This is a genomic window from Roseibium sp. LAB1 (assembly GCF_054658235.1).
In genome coordinates this window covers 103,620-120,439 of the sequence record NZ_BAAGIB010000001.1, presented here as the reverse complement: position 1 = coordinate 120,439, position 16,820 = coordinate 103,620, and the positions used below count along the sequence as shown (strand labels likewise).

Genomic DNA, 16,820 nt, shown 5'->3' with positions numbered 1-16,820 from the left:
CCGTCGCGCAGGACAGTCTGCCAGACCGTGTTTGTCTGACAGGATCAGGGAAGCGGCGGCGCAGTGATCAGTCCTGAAACGTTGAATCGACGAGTTTGTCCGCCATAGCCTTGTTTTGCACCAGCATGTCTTTCATGCGTCCACGTGCAAGCTCCGCGTCACCGGAATCGATGGCTTCAGCGACGCCGACGTGATTGCGGCGGGCAAGTTTTTCTTCCGGAGGCGTTCTTTGCGACGCCGCGTAGGAAAAAAGCATGACTGCATAAACCAGATTCTGGAGCTGGGAAAGCATCTGATTGCCACTGGCCTGCAGGATCGTGGCATGGAACATGTAGTCGGCGCCGATCATGCTTTCCTGACCGTCCAGCGGATGAATGGCCCGTGCGGCCGCCAGGATCTTGTCGCGTTGTTCGCGGCTCGCATTTACTGCGGCAAGCGCCGCTGCTTCCGGTTCAAAAATCAATCTGAGGTCGGTCGCTTCCGCATAAATTCTTGCGGTTTGAGGGCTCTTCGGGTCATGCCAGCGAATGACGTCCGGATCGAGAAGGTTCCAGTCATCAAAGGGGCAGACTCGCGAGCCATATCTGCGGGCTGTTCGCACAAGCCCCTTGCCGCACAGAACCTTTATGGCTTCCCGGACGACTGTCCTCGAGACGCCGAGACCCTGGACCAATTCATCTTCGCGCGGGAGGATCGCGCCGGTCGGATAGTCTCCCCGTGCAATCTTTTTTCCCAGATGTTCGACTGTGTCTTTGACTGCCCCTGTTGGCAGCGATGTGAGGACCTTGTCCGGAAGTTCGAAGAAGTTACGTTTTTTATTATCCATTCAACAGACTCGGGCAGTCGGGTCCTCCGTTTCGGTCATGAACGGCGAGACCGGCGTTGCGTCCTGCGCATGTTTTACAAGCGAATTTTATAAATTACTAGATTTATTAACCTTCAACGACGTTCAAGGAAGCTAATTCGTCGGATTTAGAACTGTTTTATGTCGGTGTCGCCTGAATTGTTGATCATTCAATCAAGGAACTTGGGACGCTCCTTTCAAATTTGTAGGACAATTACTGGGCGGCTAGCCGTCCAGAGCATAAAGCCTTTGCGCCAGTTTTCTCACGCCGGTGTTCTGGAAATGACGTATACTTGCTGGTGGCACCAGATAAACGACTCCTGCAGCCAGGCCGTTTCGCCAGCGCAACTGTACTTCAGCAACAGTTTTGGGAACCGCGTCGAAGACGTAGAACTCGTCCGGCAGGTCGGTCACCTCGTTCAGCACGAGGCGGATACCGCCATCCGAAATATCCCGGATCGTGCAATCGCAAATAAATTCATTGTCCAGGCTTGCAAGCTTCGCCGGGCGAAGTCTTGTCCGTTGGCGTGGATGAAGGCGTCGTTGAATTGCAGCGGCGATTGAGTCCCGTTTGGCGGAAAGAAATGAAAACATGGCACAACCTCAGTTGTTCGGTCTTGATGGGGCAAGCGGTCTCGCTGGCCTTGGAGGCTCTGGTCTGCCGGGAGCGGGAAGTGCAGGGCGGTAGCTGGGGTCTCCCAGTGTCGACGGGCGGTGGGTGACAGGAGACTGAGCGTTCCGGCACAGACGATACGCAAGATCGTAAAGTCCTCGCCAGCCAGCGGGTGTGCTGCCTAGGTTGTCCAGAACCGCCAGCGCGCCACCGGTCAAGGCACCTCTGCGAGCCCCGCCAGGACCTCGCCAGGCACCGCCAGCAACTGCACCTTCCATTGCTCCGTCGACTATCGGCAGATCCGACTGGTCAGGATTGATATGTGCATCTGCATACGCTTTTGCGTAAGCGTTGCAGTCCGCGAACTGGGCCGAAGCCGGAGGTGTCAGGCAGGTGGCGGACAGAAAAATCACGGCCGGCACAAGTCCGTTTCGAAGAAACCGGACGCGGCGCAAAAGGTCTTCGCAAGTTGGTGCGGGGCGGGCCAAGTGTCCGTCTACTGATATTGCGCAGGTCTGTGGCGTGACCCGTTTCATGCGCTTCTCCCAAATACGGGTTTCAGAACGGGCAGGGGACGCCCGCGCAAGCAATGTATGCACACTGGAGATTGCGCGAACCTTGTGCCGCAGAGACCCTGGCAGCCCGTCTGACGAATGGTTTCGGGCGAACAGTTTCGGGCAAGCTTGGCTGACTATCCCTTGGGCAACCTGAGCCGATAGGAGGTCTTCGATGGAACCCGTGTTCCTGACCAAACTCGTTTCGAATAGCAATGACTGGCTGTCCGTCCGCCAGGCGACCATTGCCGAGAACATTGCCAACGCGAATACGCCAGGCTTCCGCTCCAAGGACCTGGAACCGTTCACCACGGTGATCAGCAAAACCCAGCTTGCCATGACGGCAACCCATGACGGCCATCTGGGCCAGACAATGGAAGCCGCGCGCAAATCCGATGTCGAAAAGGCGGATAGCTGGACCGTCACGCATTCCGGAAATTCCGTCAGTCTGGAGCAGGAACTCATGAAGGCAGGTGAGGTCGCGCGCGATCATTCGTTGAACGCCAGTATCGCGAAGTCATTCCACCGCATGTACCTCTCTGCAGTGAAATCCTAAAGGAAAACAGTCATGTCCGATCCGCTTTCCGCAACCTTGCAGATTTCCGGCGCTGGCCTGCGGGCGCAGTCTGAACGCCTGAGGGTGGTGTCCGAAAATCTCGCCAACGCCCGTTCGACCGGTGAAGCTGCCGGTGATGATCCTTACCGGCGCAAGACGATCACTTTCGAAAGCGAATTCAGCCGTGCCGTTCAGGCCAATCTGGTGTCTGTGAAGGGCATCGGCGAGGACAAGGCCGAGTTCGCAGTGGAATATGATCCCGGTCATCCGGCCGCTGACGAGAACGGCTACGTGAAGATGCCGAACGTCAACACGCTGCTTGAGCTGGCCGACATGCGCGAAACCAATCGCTCTTACGAAGCCAATCTGAAAGTCATGACGCAGGCCCGCGAGATGGTCATGCGCAACATTGACCTGTTGAGGAACTGATCATGATCAATGAAATCTCCGCGCTGACCTCGTCGACCGACGGTGTCCTGAAAGCAGCGTCCACCACACGGTATACGGCAGGCACACCGGACCTGGGCGGCACAGGCGCTGTCGGCGAAACCAGTTTCTCCGATGCGATGGCGAAGGTGTCTACCGACGCGATCGACAAGATCAAGCAGGGCGAGGCGGCATCGATTGCCGGCGTCGACGGCCAGGCTTCGGTTCAGCAGGTGGTCGAGGCCGTTATGGCAGCTGAATCGACCCTCCAGACCGCGATTGCCATCCGCGACAAGGTCGTGAGCGCCTATCAGGAAATCAGCCGCATGTCGATCTGATCGGGGTGAATGCCTCGACAAGTGATTGCAAATACCAGGAGAAATTCCATGAAAGCCCTTGCTATCGCCGCGACCGGCATGAGCGCCCAGCAGACGAATGTCGAAGTGGTTGCCAACAACATCGCCAACATGAACACGACAGCCTTCAAGCGGTCCCAGGCTGAATTCTCGGACCTACTCTATCAGGCTGAACGCTTGCAGGGAGTGCCGAACCGGGGTGGTGAAGATCCGGTGCCGGAAGGTGCTCAGCTCGGTCTGGGTGTTCGCACCGCGGGGATCCGCAAGCTACATGCTCAAGGCTCGCTGACCAACACCGGCAACCAGTTTGATGTTGCACTAGACGGACGGGGCTGGTTCGAAATTACCGGACCTGACGATGAAACGCTGTTTACCCGGGCTGGCTCCTTCAACAAGAACGCGGACGGAAGACTGGTGACCATCGATGGTTATGCGGTTGAGCCGGCGATCATCATTCCGGAAGAAACCATTGAGGTTGTCGTCAATGAATCCGGTCAGGTCTATGCCAAGGTCGACGGTGAAATGACGCCGCGCGAACTCGGGCAGCTGACGCTTTCCAATTTTGCCAACGATGTCGGTCTTGAGCCGGTTGGCGGCAACCTGTTCCGTGAAACCGAGGCCTCCGGCACTCCTGTTGCAGGTGTTGCGGGTGACCCGGGTTTCGGAGTGGTGCGTCAAGGGTATCTGGAAAGCTCCAACGTTGATCCGGTAAAGGAAATCACGGCCTTGATCAGCGCCCAGCGCGGCTATGAAATGAACTCCAAGGTCATGAAAGCCGCGGACGAGATGGCTGGTACAGTCACCAACGGCATTCGCTAACAGGGGTTGAGACGATGTTGATCCGATCCTTGTTCCTGACGTTGGCGCTGGCGTTCGGCACCGCGGCGGTCCATGCCGCCGGAGGTGTCGACCTCCCGGTGCCGCGCCAGACTATTCAGGCAGGAACCGAGATATCCCACCAGGATCTGATCGAACGATCGTTTCCGGGGCGGACGGCACAGCAATTCGCCGTGTCGACCCACAGGGGACAACTGGTTGGCATGGTTGCGAGGCGCACGTTGCTGCCGGGGCAGCCGGTTCCGATCAATTCGGTTGAAAAACCGGTTCTTGTTCGGCGCGGCGAACCGGCGCGGCTGGTCTTCCGGGAGCAGGGACTGGTCATCATCATGCAGGTGGAAGCACTTCAAAACGGCGGTGCCGGCAACTTCGTGCGTGTTCGCAATGTCGACAGCGGCCTGGTGGTTTCCGGACGGGTTCAAGAAGACGGCACCATACGTGTGGAGAACTGATTTAATGACCCGGATACTCGTTTTTGTCCTGGCTGCACTGATGGCCTTGCCGGTCTCGGCAATGTCCATGGTCCGGATCAAGGACATCGCCAATCTGCAGGGTGTGCGTGACAATCAGCTTGTTGGCTATGGCCTCGTGATCGGCCTGAAAGGATCTGGCGATACGTTGCGCAATTCGCCCTTCACGGAGCAATCGCTGCAATCGATGCTTGATAGTCTGGGTGTCAACGTCCGCGACGCACGGTTGAGAACACGTAACGTAGCAGCGGTTGTCGTCACGGCAGAAATGCCGTCCTTCATTGGTCAGGGGTCGACGATCGACGTGAGTGTATCTTCACTTGGCGATGCGACTTCACTTGCCGGTGGCACTCTTATCGCCACACCTTTGCTCGGTGCGGACGGACAGATCTACGCGGTCGCACAGGGACCGGTCGCAGTGTCCGGTTTTGCCGAACTGGGCCAGGCAGAAAGTCTGACACAAGGTATCCCCACAGTTGGACGGGTTCCGAACGGCGGTCTGATCGAAAGAGATTTGCCAGCTAAATTTTCTCAGATTCCCAGTCTTGTCCTGGAGCTTTCCAACCCTGATTTCCGTACGGCGGTGCGCATTACCGATGCAATCAACCGTTACACCCGAGAACGCTATGGCGTTAAGGTAGCCAAGGAGCGCGATTACCGCACGGTGGTGCTCACGCCGCCACAGAACGTCAGTATCACGCGATTCATTGCCGAGATCGAAGCCATCCGGGTCACGCCCGACCAGACGGCGAAAGTTGTCATCGACGAGCGCACCGGCACCGTCGTTATCGGCAAGGATGTTCAGATTTCGACCGTAGCGATTACGCATGGCAACCTAACGGTTCGAATTTCCGAAGCTCCTGAAGTGTCCCAACCATCACCGTTTTCGCAAAACGGTCAAACCGTCGTCGTGCCGAGAACGTATGTCGATGCTCAGGAAAGTGGTGGTCAGCTTGCTGTCGTCGGCGGGACCGACCTGCCAACGCTGGTGCGCGGTCTTAACCGGATCGGTTTGCGTCCCACCGGCATCATCGCGATCCTCCAGGCAATCAAGACGGCCGGCGCACTGCAGGCAGAACTTGTGGTTCAGTAGTGTTTCAAAGTTGATCCTGGCCAAAAATCCGGACTGAATGCCTTTGGCAGATACGACGGACACGTTCCACTTGCCGTGTAACACCAATCCTGAAACGCCGCTTTTCGAAGCGGCGTTTTTTTGCGACAGCCCCACGCAAGCTCGATCTCCGATTGTGCGGTCAAAGAGGTACTGCACAAGGGAAGGCCTAATGCCACGACATTTGGACCGCGGCCGCACATTCACGCTTCTGGTGCTTGCGGCAGTTTCGATCACATTCGGTGGCCAGGCCGTTGCCCAGGCGCCGCGCCAGAAGCCCCAGGCACGGGAAAGTGCCGTTGCGCTCGTGCCACCCCAGGACAGCGAGCTCTATTGCAAGAACATCGCCGAAGCTGCTTCCGATGCGCGCATCAAGTGGCAGACCTGGAAGCTGATCAGTCTGGAAGCAAGCCTGCGGGACAGGATTGAAGAATTGCAGCGCAAGGAGCGCGAATTCGAAAAATGGGTCGAGCGGCGCGAAGACCTTCTCAATGAAGTCGAGGACCAGGTGGTGTCCATTATCGGGCGCATGCGTCCGGAAGCAGCTGCTGCTCAGCTGCAGACGACCGACGAGGAAGCAGCGGTGGGTGTTCTTCTGAAACTGAAGGCCCGTGTTGCCAGCAGCATTCTCGACGAGATGGAACCTTCCCGTGCTGCCCAGCTGACCCAGTCGATGATGGGCCTGACCCATCCCGAAATACAACGGAGTTTCTGATGCGCGCTTTTGTGATCTCCCTAGGAGCTGCGATGCTGACCGGTTGTGCCGGGCAGTTGGAAGACGTTGGCCGCGCGCCGGAGATGTCTCCGGTGGGCTATGGTCTTGCCGTTCAGCAGCCGGCGGCATACCCGCTCAGCACCTTCGGGCAAGGCACCGTCAAGGATTACAACTCCTTGTGGGCCAGTGGCCGCGACAATTTCTTTGCAGATCCGCGCGCCAAGAAAGTTGGCGACGTTCTGACGGTGACCATCCAGATCAACGATCGCGCCAATATGGACAACAGTTCGGATCGCAGACGCACCTCCGATGTCGGGTGGGGTGGTACAATGGATTACGACTGGGACGGTATCGGGCACGGCGGCAGCGGCAATCTTGGCGTTGATTCCGGCTCCGGTTCCGCAGGTTCCGGCTCTATCGACCGGTCGGAAGAAATCCAGCTGTCCGTTGCGGCCGTAGTCACGGATCGTCTGCCGAACGGCAACCTTGTGATATCCGGATCGCAGGAAATGCGTGTGAACTTCGAAATGCGCATTCTGCAGATCGCGGGCATTGTGCGTCCGCGGGATATTCAGGCGAACAACACCATTCCTTACGACAAGATTGCCGAAGCGCGGGTCTCCTATGGTGGCCGCGGCAGGATTACCGAAGTTCAGCAGCCGGCCTGGGGTCAACAGATCTACGACATCGTGACGCCCTTCTGAGCCCTTCCTGAAAGTATCGGAAAGACCCAAATGCCCAATATCATCGAAGTTCCCTTTGAAGGTGCCCAGGAAAGCCAGCGCAGTTCCAGTTTCGTTGCAGCCCTGGTGCTGCTGACACTGATTGGCGGCGGCGCTGGAGCGGGCCTTGCGAAATATGTCGCAGACTTCACGGAAGAAGAAGTTCACGGCCGGCTGCGGCAGCAGCAGAGCTTCACCGAGACACTGCCGTTCTCTCCTTCCACACGCCTGCAGACGCTGGAGCCGCTGGTGACAAATCTGGCGTCACCGGAAGATGCCTGGATACGGCTTCAGGCCTCCATTCTCCTGGAAGAAGATCCCGACGGAGATGTCGGCGTTCTGAAGAAGAAGATCGAGGATGATTTCCTCGGCTACATGCGCACGCTGACCCTGTCTCATCTTGAAGGGGGCATCGGCCTGCAGCACTTGCGCGAAGATCTCACCGAACGTGCCCAGACCCGCACCAAAGGGCAGGTCAACGAAGTCATTCTGGAATCGGTGGTTATTCAATGAGCCGTCTTTTTGTTTCCGGCCTGATACTGGTCGCGATGACGGGGGCGGCTGCAGCCCAGGTGCCGGACCTGTCGGCATTGCTGCCTGCCGGAGAGGCCAGCGCCAGCGGGCGCATCATTCAGATGATCGCGCTGTTGACGGTACTCTCGTTGGCTCCGGGCATCCTGATTATGGTCACAAGCTTCACCCGCTTCGTGATCGCTTTCTCGTTTCTGAGGTCCGGTATCGGCCTTCAGACGACGCCTGGAAACCTGATCCTGATTTCGCTGGCCCTGTTCATGACATTCTATGTGATGGCACCGACCTTCGACAAAGCCTGGGACCAGGGTGTCCAGCCGCTCATGAACAATGAGATTTCCGAGGACGAAGCTTATGTGCGGATCACCACACCGTTTCGGGATTTCATGTTGAGCCAGGTGAGGGAAGAGGATCTCGTCCTCTTCGACGATCTTGCCGCGGGACGGGTCACGGACAACGAAGCGGCGTCTGCCGAGGAAGTCGAACTGCGCGTATTGATCCCGGCTTTCATGATCTCCGAACTTCGCAGGGGTTTTGAAATCGGATTTCTGATCGCGTTGCCTTTTCTCGTGATCGATATGATCGTGGCGACGATTACGATGTCCATGGGCATGATGATGCTGCCACCGACGGTCATATCGTTGCCCTTCAAGGCCTTGTTCTTTGTTTTGATTGACGGATGGAACCTTCTGGTTGGCAGCCTTGTGCGGTCATTCCTGTAACCGACGGGGGCGTCGTGGCTGAAAAGGGCGGGGCAGATAGGCTCCGCTCTTTTCGTATTTCCAACCCTGTCGCATGCGATTAAATCTTGCGACTTTTCTGCTCGGTTTGTCGAAATCGGAAAAAGTTCAAATTGCCCGCATTGACGTAAGCTTCGCGCAAGATTGGGCCGCTAGTGTCAATTTCACAGCAGGTTGAACCACAATCTACCCACGGTTCAAAAGCATGACGCTGTTCCTGTTGTGCCGGTGCAAACCCGGCATGTCCCAATCCAGTATCCACTTACATATTGAAGGGACATATCATGTCTAGCTTGATGACGAACGCTTCCGCAATGACCGCTCTGCAGACCCTGCGGAACACCAGCGCAAACCTGGCCGAGACGCAGAACCGCATCTCTACCGGTTATCGCGTTGCCGGCGCGGAAGACAATGCTGCCTACTGGTCCATCGCAACCACCATGCGTTCCGATAACATGGCTCTTAGCGCCGTTGAAGACTCTCTGGGTCTCGGTGCTGCGACCGTCGACGTCATGTACACTGCTATGGACAGCACCGTTGATGTCATGAACGAAATCAAAGCCAAGCTTGTTGCCGCCCGTACTCCGGGTGTCGACCGCGGCAAGATCCAGTCCGACATCAACGAGCTGCAGAACCAGCTTAAGTCAACTGCCGAATCCGCTGTTTTCAACGGTGAAAACTGGCTGTCTTCCGACGTGACCACCGTTACGTCGAAAGAAATCGTCAGCTCCTTCACCCGCGTCGGTGGTGCGGTTTCCGTTCTGACGACCACGGTCGATATCACCGCTACCCAGCTCTATGACACCACTGGTGGTGGTACCGGTATCCTTGATCGTGCTTTGACGAACGGTAACGTTGTCGACACCATCGATATCTCCGCTCTGACGGACAGTGCTGCCGACCTGACCACTCTGGAAGGCATGATCTCGGACGTCGATGAAGCTCTCGGCCTCATCACAGACTCCGCAACCCTGCTCGGTTCCACCAAGAAGCGCGTTGATCTGCAGAAGGATTTCGTGTCCGCTCTGATCGACTCGATCGACCGTGGTGTCGGCCAGCTCGTGGATGCTGACATGAACAAGGAATCGACCCGCCTCCAGGCTCTGCAGACTCAGCAGCAGCTCGGTATCCAGGCTCTGTCGATCGCCAACCAGGGTTCGCAGAACATTCTGTCCCTGTTCCGTTAATCCAACCAGTTTATCTGACCGGATTTCCAGGCAAGAGGACCGCGCCCTTCGGGGCGCGGTTTTTTTGTGTCCAGAATTCCCGTCTTCAGGCCCGGGTGACAGGCTCGCGCAAGGTCCAGTTCCGATAGTGGGTCAAACAGAACGTTACGTGCATGAAGGGGTTATGCATGCCGGGTCGTGAACACGCCGAAAAACTTTGGGCAAACCTGATGGAACTGGGAGTGCGCAGACTTGTCGCGCTCGCTTTAATCGGACTCGCTACAATCGCGACCGTCGGCGCGGGAGCATATTACTTGAGCCGGCCGGAACAGACCGTCCTCTATACGGGTCTCGACGGTGAAGACGTCACACGCATCGGCTCCGCGCTGCGGGATGCCGGCATTCCTTTCGATATCAATTCGGAGGGGACCGCTGTCATGGTCAGCCACGCGCAGACCGCCAAAGCACGCATGCTTCTGGCTGAAAAAGGCCTGCCGCGCGGTGCCAACTCCGGCTACGAGCTCTTCGATGAGCTGGGCTCGCTCGGACTGACGTCCTTCATGCAGGAGGTAACGAGGGTGCGAGCGCTGGAAGGCGAGCTTGCGCGAACCATTCAGCTCATGAAGGGGATCCGTGCCGCACGCGTTCATATCGTGTTGCCGGAAAAAGGGTCATTCCGGCGTGATCAGCAGCCACCGTCGGCATCTGTCGTCATCCGCTCCGACGTGCCAGATGATGTAAGAACCGCCGATGCCATCCGTCACCTGGTTGCCGCCGGGGTGCCGGGCATGCAAGCTGACAAGGTCACGGTGCTCGATACGTCGGGTGGTATTCTGGCGGCCGGCAAGGATCCAACCAAAGCCTCCGCCGGCCAACTCGCCAGCCTGGAAACGGCTGTCAGCAACCGGATCCAGGAAAACATCCGAAAGACCCTGACACCTTATCTTGGCCTGGACAATTTCGAGGTCAGTGTCGCCGCCGAGCTCAATACGGACCGCAAGACAATTGCGGAGACGATTTTCGATCCGGATTCACGGACAGAACGGTCTATCCGGACCATTCGCGAAAACGAGAACGCTCAGAACTCCAGCGTCTCGGCACCCACAACTGTCGAACAGAACCTTCCTGAAGAGGATGTGTCCGCAGACAACGGTGAGCGCTCAAGTGAAGAAAACGAGCGGCGCGAGGAAACCGTCAACTACGAGATCTCATCCAAACGCATCGAGACGTCTCAGGATGGCTATCGTGTCGACCGTCTGTCCATTGCAGTTCTGGTGGACAAGTCCCGCCTGGCCCAATCTCTCGGTGGCGAGCCTACCCAGGCTCAACTTCAAGAACAGCTGGTTGAGATTGAAGCCCTGGTCGCGTCCTCCGCAGGTATCGAAAAGGAACGGGGAGACCTTGTGAAGGTTGCAGTCGTCGACTTTGTCGATGGCGGCCGCGCCATGGAGCCGATTCCGCCGATCAGCATCACTGAATATCTGATGCGTCAGTCGGGCAACATCATCAATGCGCTCGCCATCCTGACCGTATCGATGCTGGTGATCTGGTTTGGTCTGCGGCCTGCCGTTGCTGCCCTGGTGCCGCAAATGGCCAAACCGCAGGTCGAAATGGCCGAACTCGGCATGCTGCCTGAAACTGCGGAAGGGGCTGCCGAAGCGGTCGACGGCGAGCAGACGTTCCTGTTGCCACCGGATCATTCCGACATGCTTCAGGACCTCAACAGCAGACGCAACAAATCCGCACTCAGGAAGCTGGAATCCTTGCTGGAATTCAACGAGGAACAGTCTGCCGCGATCCTGCGCCAGTGGCTCTATGAATCGGAGCGCATCTAATGACCACATCAATCGCCTCCCATATTCCCGTCCTGGCCGCCTCCCGTTTCAAGTCCTTTGGTGCGTTTGATCCCGCCCTCGTGGATGTTCTGGAACCTTGTGAAGAAAGACCACCCGAACCGAGCCTCGAGGAACAGCTCCTGGCCGAATACGAACGTGGCCTGGCCGAAGGCAGCGAACGGACGATGGTGCATTTTCAGGAGATCCTGGAGCAGGAACGCGAAGAGCACGCACGAAGCCTCAACGATGAGCGTGCTCGGTTCGACATGCGGGAATCGGCCAACGTAAGCGCGTCGATCGAAGGGTTTCTCGATGTGATGGAGCAGCGGATTTCCTATTCGTTGGCCAAGCTTTTGCAGCCCTTCCTGACCGAGAGGATCGTCGATCAGCTGGTGGATGCCTTTGCCGGCAACCTTCGACAGCTGACCGAGGAAACCGACGGGAAGATGATCAGGCTACGCGGACCGGAAACACTGGTCAGTCGTGTGCTGGAGCAGTTGCCCGCCCTGCGTGACCGGATCGACGTGCAGCATGCAGATCAGGTCGAGCTGGTGGCTTTGCTTGACGAAACAACCATCGAAACACGGCTCGGACAATGGCTAGGCCAGCTTGAAGCCTTGAAAGGGGAGGCAGACTGATGTTGGACGGCGTCCCGAATGAAATCGTAATTGTCCGGCGCAAGAACAGCTGGGAAGACGATCAGTTGCCGCACGGCGTCTGGAAGATCGCTTATGCGGATTTCATGACTGCGTTGATGGCGTTTTTCCTGGTGATGTGGCTGATCAATGTGACCGACGACAGCGTGCGTCGCGGCGTTGCGCAGTATTTCAACCCGGTCAAACTTGCTTCCACGGCCCCGAACCGCAAGGGCCTGAACGATCCCGAGATCAACGGTGATACCAACGAAGCCGGTACCAAGCTGTTCACCGGCAAGTTGGGCGGGTCTGATGCACCGGTCGATCAGGATGAGAACTTCGGCGATGGGCTGGACAAGGGGCACAGGCTGGAGGAAGCGGTCGAGATACCGGAGATGGGTGGTGCGCCGGCCTCGGGGCAGTTTACGCAGACCCATTCGGAATCGATCCTGTTCACGGATCCCTATGCCGTTCTCGACACCCTGTCACAGAAAATCCGTGTCGCTGATGCGCGGGAAGACAATCCCAAGGGGATCGGTACCGGGCTGCAGAAGAATGAAGGCGTCCAGGGCGGTCAAGCCTATCGGGATCCCTTTGATCCGATGTTCTGGCAGTTCCGCCCTGGCCGGGGCGTCGCCAGTGCCGAGGCCGCTCCCGACGTAAGCCTGCCGGGCGATGGCTCCGCGCCTTCTTCCCAAGCTCTGGCCGGTGATTTCGCTTTTGCGGCACCGTTCGAAGATGGCACGCAATCAGACACTGGCGTTACCCGTAAGAACGGAAACGCTGCCCCTGGAAATGGGCCGAACAATGGGGACCACATGGCGGAACAATCCGGAACGACGTCTCTTGAATTTGTTGGTACCGGAGCACTTCCCGAAAACGGGGATAGGACGGAGCAGGTCGTCGCTCATGTGCTTGGCAAGTCGCTTGAGGCGTCTTCGACCGAGGTTGTCGTTGAAGTTCAGGCAGAGACCGTCATTGGTACTGGATCCGGAGACGGCGAGGGCACCTACGAAGAAGACTTCACGGAAAGCAGCGCCGAGGTACTGGTAGCCCGTCTTTCAGAGGTTCTCGCCCAGACCGAAGGCACAGTTCTTGAGGAAACCGCCAGCCAGATCACGGTGACGAGAGAAGGTGAAGGTGCCTTGATCAGCCTTACCGACGACCAAAACTTCGGTATGTTCGCCATCGGGTCTGCCGAGCCGCGCCCGGAACTCGTCAAACTGCTTGAGCGGATTGGCAAGGTGGTTGCCGAAACTCCGGGACAGATCGTCATCAAGGGGCATACGGACGCGCGCCCCTTCCGGAGCAAGACTTATGACAACTGGCGTTTGTCGTCGGCACGTGCCCACATGGCTCTGTACATGCTCACTCGCGGTGGGGTCGGCAAGGACAGGTTCAACCGGGTCGAAGGATATGCCGATCAGGATCTGAAAGTCCCGTCCGATCCTCTTGCAGCTTCCAACCGGCGGATCGAGATCTACCTGCTGGAGGTAGCACGGTGATGCACGTGTTGTCCGTCATGAGATCATCTGCATCGGGTTTGTTGCTGGTCTTGCTGGTTGCCGTTGTCTCGGCATCGGCAGGCTGGGCACAGCAGATCGGCAAGCAGACGTCGGATCCGCAGCCCTATGAAATGATCCGGGCACTTCAGTCCCTTCAGGAACAGATCGCCGAGGGCAATAGCCACGCGATGAAGGCGCAGCGGGCGTTGCTGACAAAGATGGACGCAAGGTTCGTCGTGTTGCCGGCTGATGTCTGGCAGGAACCGCGCAATGCTCGCGCCGCCGTCATTCATCTCCTGAGTGGCGGGCATCCCGACGTGATGCGCTATCTGCTGTCACTCGATCCGGCGCCCGCTGTCGATCGCAAGCTCATGGAAGCATCACTTGCCTATGTCGAAGGCCGGGAAGAGGACATGGAGGCGCTTTTGGTGGAGATCGATCCGCTGGAACTGCCGGCCAGTCTTGGCGGCCATGTCGCACTGGTCAAGGCTGCTCCCTACATCCGCTCGGACCCGGCAAAGGCGATGGAACTGCTTCAGGTCGCCAGCCTGTTGATGCCTGGAACACTCGTCGAGGAGGCCGCTCTTCGCCGGGAAGTGTTCGTTGCCGGCATGACCGGCAATGTCGATCGATTTCGGGTTCTCAGTATCCGGTATCTGCGCCGGTTCCGCACGTCCGTATATGCCGGTGATTTCCGCAGGCGGTTTGCCCTGTCCCTGGACACGCTCGGCTTTGTCAAAAGCGAAGACAAGTTCGCGCTCCTGGATAACGTACTGCACGAATTCGATGCCGATAGCAGGCGCGGTCTTTATCTTCGGCTGGCCCGTTCCGCCCTGCTGGCAGGCCATCTGAATGTCGCGCGAAAGGCGACGGGTGAAGCACTGACCCTGACTGTAGACGGAACCAAGGAAAACGAAATCCTGAAGATCTACCTCGCAGCGACCCGTCTCGATCCGGACTTCATTACCGCCAACAGAGACCTCCTGTGGTCGATCGACAAGTCGATCCTGACAGTGCAGGACCTTGCGATGCTCGACGGTGTCTACACCGTGCTCAACTCGGTAAGGCATTTCCCGGAGCCGCCGCCCAACGTGATCGGCGAGTTCAACGTCGCGAGCAACATGGACGCTCCTGAGGACCAAAGCTGGGTAACCGCTGACATGGAACTTGCAGATGTTTTGTTGCGCAGGACGGGAAAGTCCCTCGCACAATTGGGAGAACAGTATGAGCGTTAACACTCAGGCATTCGCTCCGACTGCGCCGAAGTCCGGGAAGTCGATGGACGCTGCACCGGGCGAGCGCGGGCAAGCCTCTTCCAAAGAGGCCGTGGCTGCATTTCAGGCCGTGATGCAGAACATGAAAAAAGGTGATGCGGCTGCGGAGGATGCAACCGGCAATCCTGGCTCCGAAACGGGCAAACAGGCGGACGGAGCAACCGTCGACGAAAGCGGCGCTCGCGGTTCCGGAAAGGAGCAGGCGGGTGGCGCGGTCGCGTTTTCGACAAGCAATCTTGTCGACGCCCTGCGTCAGGCATCCCAAAACGCGCTGTCGCGAAAGGCGAAGGATGGCGAAGGCGTGGATGGAGCAACGGATGGACAATCGGACCCGAAGGCCGAAACCATGCTGCAGACACCGGGAGCACACGTCGGCTTGTCGTTGAACGCCGTCCTGGCTGGAAAGTCTGGACAGGGGGCTTCGGCGCAGGCTCAGGCACAATCGGCAACCGCCCGTATGCCTGCCGTCTTGCAGGGGCAGGCAAACGGTGCGCCAATCGCTGATCCTGATGGACCAGGCCAGACCGGTTCATCTTCACTGTTCGCGCAGTTCGGCGTCGAACCGGAGACGGTCTCCGATGGCGAGGGACGTGGGAAGGTTGGCCGGTCCATGTTGCCGGAAGAAGCCGCTGGTACAGTCAAGGTTCTGCGTCAGGAGACGCACTTTGCGCCGAACATGCGACTGTCGCCGGCTCAGCAGGTCGGTGATCAGATTGCCGCTGCGGTGAGGGACATGGCTTCCAGCTCCGCATCACTTGACGGTGGTATATCTGCCAAGGCGGAAGGCCCAGTTCTGAAAACACTGGATATCCAGCTCACACCACATGAACTGGGCACCGTGAAAGTGTCTCTCAGGATGGTTGGTGATACCGTGGAAGTGTCGCTCGTCACCAGCCGTGCGCAAACTGCTGAACTCCTGAAGCACGACAGGCAACTGCTCGATCAGATGCTCAGGGCGACCGGGTTCAAGGCTGATGCCATCACGATCCAGGCCGGAGACGACCGGATCCAGGTCCAGGCGGGAAGCAACGCTTCAGGCACGCAAGCCCAGAACCAGAACGGCGCAGGCGGCGGCAATCCGTTTGATGGTCAACCGCAGAGCTCAGGCAACGGCGCCGGGCAGCACAATGGACGCCCGGGTCAAAATTCCCGTGAAGACGCGTATCAGGCTTCTGAAACAACGAGAGGAAAAGGTCATGAGGAAGCTTCTGACATCAGCCTTTCTGACGGCATCTATCTTTAGTGCACTCGCCGTTAACGTGCCTGCGGCTGCCGAGACCCAGAACGTTTGCGAACGCGAGATGATCTCGGCAGCGCGAAAGTACAACGTGCCGCTCGGCGTGCTTTATGCGGTCGGGCTGACGGAAACCGGGCGCCGCAATTCGCTGTATCCGTATGCTCTCAATATCGAGGGAAAATCGGTATTTCCGCCCAGCCGCCAAGCCGCGAAGCAGGATGTGATTGATGCGCAGCAGCACGGCAAGAAACTGATCGATATCGGCTGCATGCAGATCAACCATCATTACCACGGCGACCAGTTCCGCTCAGTGGACCAGATGCTGGAACCACGTGCAAATGTGCAATATGCCGCAAGGTTTCTGAAGGACCTGAGGCGGCGCCAGGGATCCTGGACGATGGCTGTTGCCCGGTATCACGCGGGGCCGAATAATGATCCCGCGCAAAAACGGTATGTCTGTACAGTGATCCGGAACATGGTTGCTTCCGGTTTTGGAAATTGGACACAGCAGTCCAAGCAATTCTGCGGCGCCTGATTTCTAAAACGCACCGGACAGCTTGCCCGGTGCCTTCGTTTTGTTTGATAGTTAAAATTTTACATAATTAAGTATCTGAATGGAAAGAATAAATATTTTCTCGCAACAGCTTCGCGCAAGTTAGGTCGGTTTGACTGTCTCCAGTTGAATTGGACACA

General features: G+C 57.8%; 19 protein-coding genes. 17 read left to right on the top strand and 2 right to left on the bottom strand.

Annotated features, from left to right (window positions below; translation table 11 throughout):
• Positions 1 to 67: 67 nt before the first annotated feature.
• Positions 68 to 826 (bottom strand): FadR/GntR family transcriptional regulator, encoded by a 759-nt coding sequence (locus tag ACYQ54_RS00590; protein WP_460078388.1) that lies wholly within the window; start codon positions 824 to 826, stop codon positions 68 to 70.
• A 243-nt stretch (positions 827 to 1,069) separates the two neighbouring features.
• On the bottom strand, positions 1,070 to 1,438 hold the full coding sequence (locus ACYQ54_RS00585) for a PilZ domain-containing protein (protein ID WP_460078387.1): 369 nt from the start codon (positions 1,436 to 1,438) through the stop codon (positions 1,070 to 1,072).
• Between the two features lie 748 nt (positions 1,439 to 2,186).
• Between ACYQ54_RS00585 and flgB the strand changes: the two genes are divergently transcribed.
• From flgB to ACYQ54_RS00500, 17 genes are all read left to right on the top strand, one after another.
• A complete protein-coding gene (gene flgB, locus ACYQ54_RS00580; protein WP_460078385.1) occupies positions 2,187 to 2,567 on the top strand; it encodes a flagellar basal body rod protein FlgB in 381 nt (126 codons plus the stop codon).
• A 12-nt stretch (positions 2,568 to 2,579) separates the two neighbouring features.
• Positions 2,580 to 2,996, top strand: coding sequence for a flagellar basal body rod protein FlgC (flgC, locus tag ACYQ54_RS00575; protein WP_006934658.1), 417 nt, complete (start codon positions 2,580 to 2,582; stop codon positions 2,994 to 2,996).
• Between the two features lie 2 nt (positions 2,997 to 2,998).
• Positions 2,999 to 3,331 carry a flagellar hook-basal body complex protein FliE gene (locus ACYQ54_RS00570; protein WP_460078383.1) on the top strand — a complete coding sequence of 111 codons (333 nt, stop codon included), beginning with the start codon at positions 2,999 to 3,001 and terminating at the stop codon, positions 3,329 to 3,331.
• Between the two features lie 48 nt (positions 3,332 to 3,379).
• The gene (flgG, locus tag ACYQ54_RS00565) at positions 3,380 to 4,168 is read left to right on the top strand and encodes a flagellar basal-body rod protein FlgG (RefSeq protein ID WP_460078381.1); all 789 of its coding nucleotides are present in this window, start codon (positions 3,380 to 3,382) and stop codon (positions 4,166 to 4,168) included.
• Between the two features lie 14 nt (positions 4,169 to 4,182).
• Positions 4,183 to 4,638 carry a flagellar basal body P-ring formation chaperone FlgA gene (gene flgA / locus ACYQ54_RS00560; protein ID WP_460078379.1) on the top strand — a complete coding sequence of 152 codons (456 nt, stop codon included), beginning with the start codon at positions 4,183 to 4,185 and terminating at the stop codon, positions 4,636 to 4,638.
• A 4-nt stretch (positions 4,639 to 4,642) separates the two neighbouring features.
• Positions 4,643 to 5,749 (top strand): flagellar basal body P-ring protein FlgI, encoded by a 1,107-nt coding sequence (flgI, locus tag ACYQ54_RS00555; protein WP_460078376.1) that lies wholly within the window; start codon positions 4,643 to 4,645, stop codon positions 5,747 to 5,749.
• Between the two features lie 190 nt (positions 5,750 to 5,939).
• A complete protein-coding gene (locus ACYQ54_RS00550; protein WP_460078374.1) occupies positions 5,940 to 6,482 on the top strand; it encodes a MotE family protein in 543 nt (180 codons plus the stop codon).
• On the top strand, positions 6,482 to 7,186 hold the full coding sequence (gene flgH, locus ACYQ54_RS00545) for a flagellar basal body L-ring protein FlgH (protein WP_460078372.1): 705 nt from the start codon (positions 6,482 to 6,484) through the stop codon (positions 7,184 to 7,186). The genes ACYQ54_RS00550 and flgH overlap by 1 nt, the downstream gene beginning before the upstream one ends.
• Before the next feature lie 30 nt (positions 7,187 to 7,216).
• Positions 7,217 to 7,717, top strand: a complete 501-nt coding sequence (locus ACYQ54_RS00540; RefSeq protein ID WP_460078371.1) for a flagellar basal body-associated FliL family protein — start codon at positions 7,217 to 7,219, stop codon at positions 7,715 to 7,717.
• A complete protein-coding gene (fliP, locus tag ACYQ54_RS00535; protein ID WP_460078369.1) occupies positions 7,714 to 8,457 on the top strand; it encodes a flagellar type III secretion system pore protein FliP in 744 nt (247 codons plus the stop codon). Before ACYQ54_RS00540 ends, fliP begins: the two co-directional genes overlap by 4 nt.
• Positions 8,458 to 8,759: 302 nt before the next feature.
• Entirely contained in the window at positions 8,760 to 9,662 is a 903-nt protein-coding gene (locus ACYQ54_RS00530) for a flagellin N-terminal helical domain-containing protein (RefSeq protein WP_031268437.1), read from the top strand.
• Positions 9,663 to 9,829: 167 nt separating this feature from the next.
• A complete protein-coding gene (fliF, locus tag ACYQ54_RS00525; RefSeq protein WP_460078366.1) occupies positions 9,830 to 11,476 on the top strand; it encodes a flagellar basal-body MS-ring/collar protein FliF in 1,647 nt (548 codons plus the stop codon).
• Positions 11,476 to 12,114 (top strand): hypothetical protein, encoded by a 639-nt coding sequence (locus ACYQ54_RS00520; RefSeq protein ID WP_460078365.1) that lies wholly within the window; start codon positions 11,476 to 11,478, stop codon positions 12,112 to 12,114. The genes fliF and ACYQ54_RS00520 overlap by 1 nt, the downstream gene beginning before the upstream one ends.
• A complete protein-coding gene (locus tag ACYQ54_RS00515; RefSeq protein WP_460078363.1) occupies positions 12,114 to 13,616 on the top strand; it encodes a MotB family protein in 1,503 nt (500 codons plus the stop codon). The genes ACYQ54_RS00520 and ACYQ54_RS00515 overlap by 1 nt, the downstream gene beginning before the upstream one ends.
• Entirely contained in the window at positions 13,616 to 14,851 is a 1,236-nt protein-coding gene (locus ACYQ54_RS00510) for a chemotaxis protein (protein WP_460078361.1), read from the top strand. The genes ACYQ54_RS00515 and ACYQ54_RS00510 overlap by 1 nt, the downstream gene beginning before the upstream one ends.
• Complete coding sequence (locus tag ACYQ54_RS00505; RefSeq protein ID WP_460078359.1) at positions 14,841 to 16,133, top strand: flagellar hook-length control protein FliK; 1,293 nt, start codon at positions 14,841 to 14,843, stop codon at positions 16,131 to 16,133. The genes ACYQ54_RS00510 and ACYQ54_RS00505 overlap by 11 nt, the downstream gene beginning before the upstream one ends.
• Entirely contained in the window at positions 16,087 to 16,662 is a 576-nt protein-coding gene (locus ACYQ54_RS00500; RefSeq protein ID WP_460078356.1) for a transglycosylase SLT domain-containing protein, read from the top strand. The genes ACYQ54_RS00505 and ACYQ54_RS00500 overlap by 47 nt, the downstream gene beginning before the upstream one ends.
• Positions 16,663 to 16,820 lie beyond the last annotated feature (158 nt).

What these genes read in the sequence shown, in the direction of transcription:
- ACYQ54_RS00590 (WP_460078388.1), bottom strand. Translation starts at nt 826, where the DNA reads ATGGATAATAAAAAACGTAACTTCTTCGAACTTCCGGACAAGGTCCTC.
- ACYQ54_RS00585 (WP_460078387.1), bottom strand. Translation starts at nt 1,438, where the DNA reads ATGTTTTCATTTCTTTCCGCCAAACGGGACTCAATCGCCGCTGCAATT.
- flgB (WP_460078385.1), top strand. Translation starts at nt 2,187, where the DNA reads ATGGAACCCGTGTTCCTGACCAAACTCGTTTCGAATAGCAATGACTGG.
- flgC (WP_006934658.1), top strand. Translation starts at nt 2,580, where the DNA reads ATGTCCGATCCGCTTTCCGCAACCTTGCAGATTTCCGGCGCTGGCCTG.
- ACYQ54_RS00570 (WP_460078383.1), top strand. Translation starts at nt 2,999, where the DNA reads ATGATCAATGAAATCTCCGCGCTGACCTCGTCGACCGACGGTGTCCTG.
- flgG (WP_460078381.1), top strand. Translation starts at nt 3,380, where the DNA reads ATGAAAGCCCTTGCTATCGCCGCGACCGGCATGAGCGCCCAGCAGACG.
- flgA (WP_460078379.1), top strand. Translation starts at nt 4,183, where the DNA reads ATGTTGATCCGATCCTTGTTCCTGACGTTGGCGCTGGCGTTCGGCACC.
- flgI (WP_460078376.1), top strand. Translation starts at nt 4,643, where the DNA reads ATGACCCGGATACTCGTTTTTGTCCTGGCTGCACTGATGGCCTTGCCG.
- ACYQ54_RS00550 (WP_460078374.1), top strand. Translation starts at nt 5,940, where the DNA reads ATGCCACGACATTTGGACCGCGGCCGCACATTCACGCTTCTGGTGCTT.
- flgH (WP_460078372.1), top strand. Translation starts at nt 6,482, where the DNA reads ATGCGCGCTTTTGTGATCTCCCTAGGAGCTGCGATGCTGACCGGTTGT.
- ACYQ54_RS00540 (WP_460078371.1), top strand. Translation starts at nt 7,217, where the DNA reads ATGCCCAATATCATCGAAGTTCCCTTTGAAGGTGCCCAGGAAAGCCAG.
- fliP (WP_460078369.1), top strand. Translation starts at nt 7,714, where the DNA reads ATGAGCCGTCTTTTTGTTTCCGGCCTGATACTGGTCGCGATGACGGGG.
- ACYQ54_RS00530 (WP_031268437.1), top strand. Translation starts at nt 8,760, where the DNA reads ATGTCTAGCTTGATGACGAACGCTTCCGCAATGACCGCTCTGCAGACC.
- fliF (WP_460078366.1), top strand. Translation starts at nt 9,830, where the DNA reads ATGCCGGGTCGTGAACACGCCGAAAAACTTTGGGCAAACCTGATGGAA.
- ACYQ54_RS00520 (WP_460078365.1), top strand. Translation starts at nt 11,476, where the DNA reads ATGACCACATCAATCGCCTCCCATATTCCCGTCCTGGCCGCCTCCCGT.
- ACYQ54_RS00515 (WP_460078363.1), top strand. Translation starts at nt 12,114, where the DNA reads ATGTTGGACGGCGTCCCGAATGAAATCGTAATTGTCCGGCGCAAGAAC.
- ACYQ54_RS00510 (WP_460078361.1), top strand. Translation starts at nt 13,616, where the DNA reads ATGCACGTGTTGTCCGTCATGAGATCATCTGCATCGGGTTTGTTGCTG.
- ACYQ54_RS00505 (WP_460078359.1), top strand. Translation starts at nt 14,841, where the DNA reads ATGAGCGTTAACACTCAGGCATTCGCTCCGACTGCGCCGAAGTCCGGG.
- ACYQ54_RS00500 (WP_460078356.1), top strand. Translation starts at nt 16,087, where the DNA reads ATGAGGAAGCTTCTGACATCAGCCTTTCTGACGGCATCTATCTTTAGT.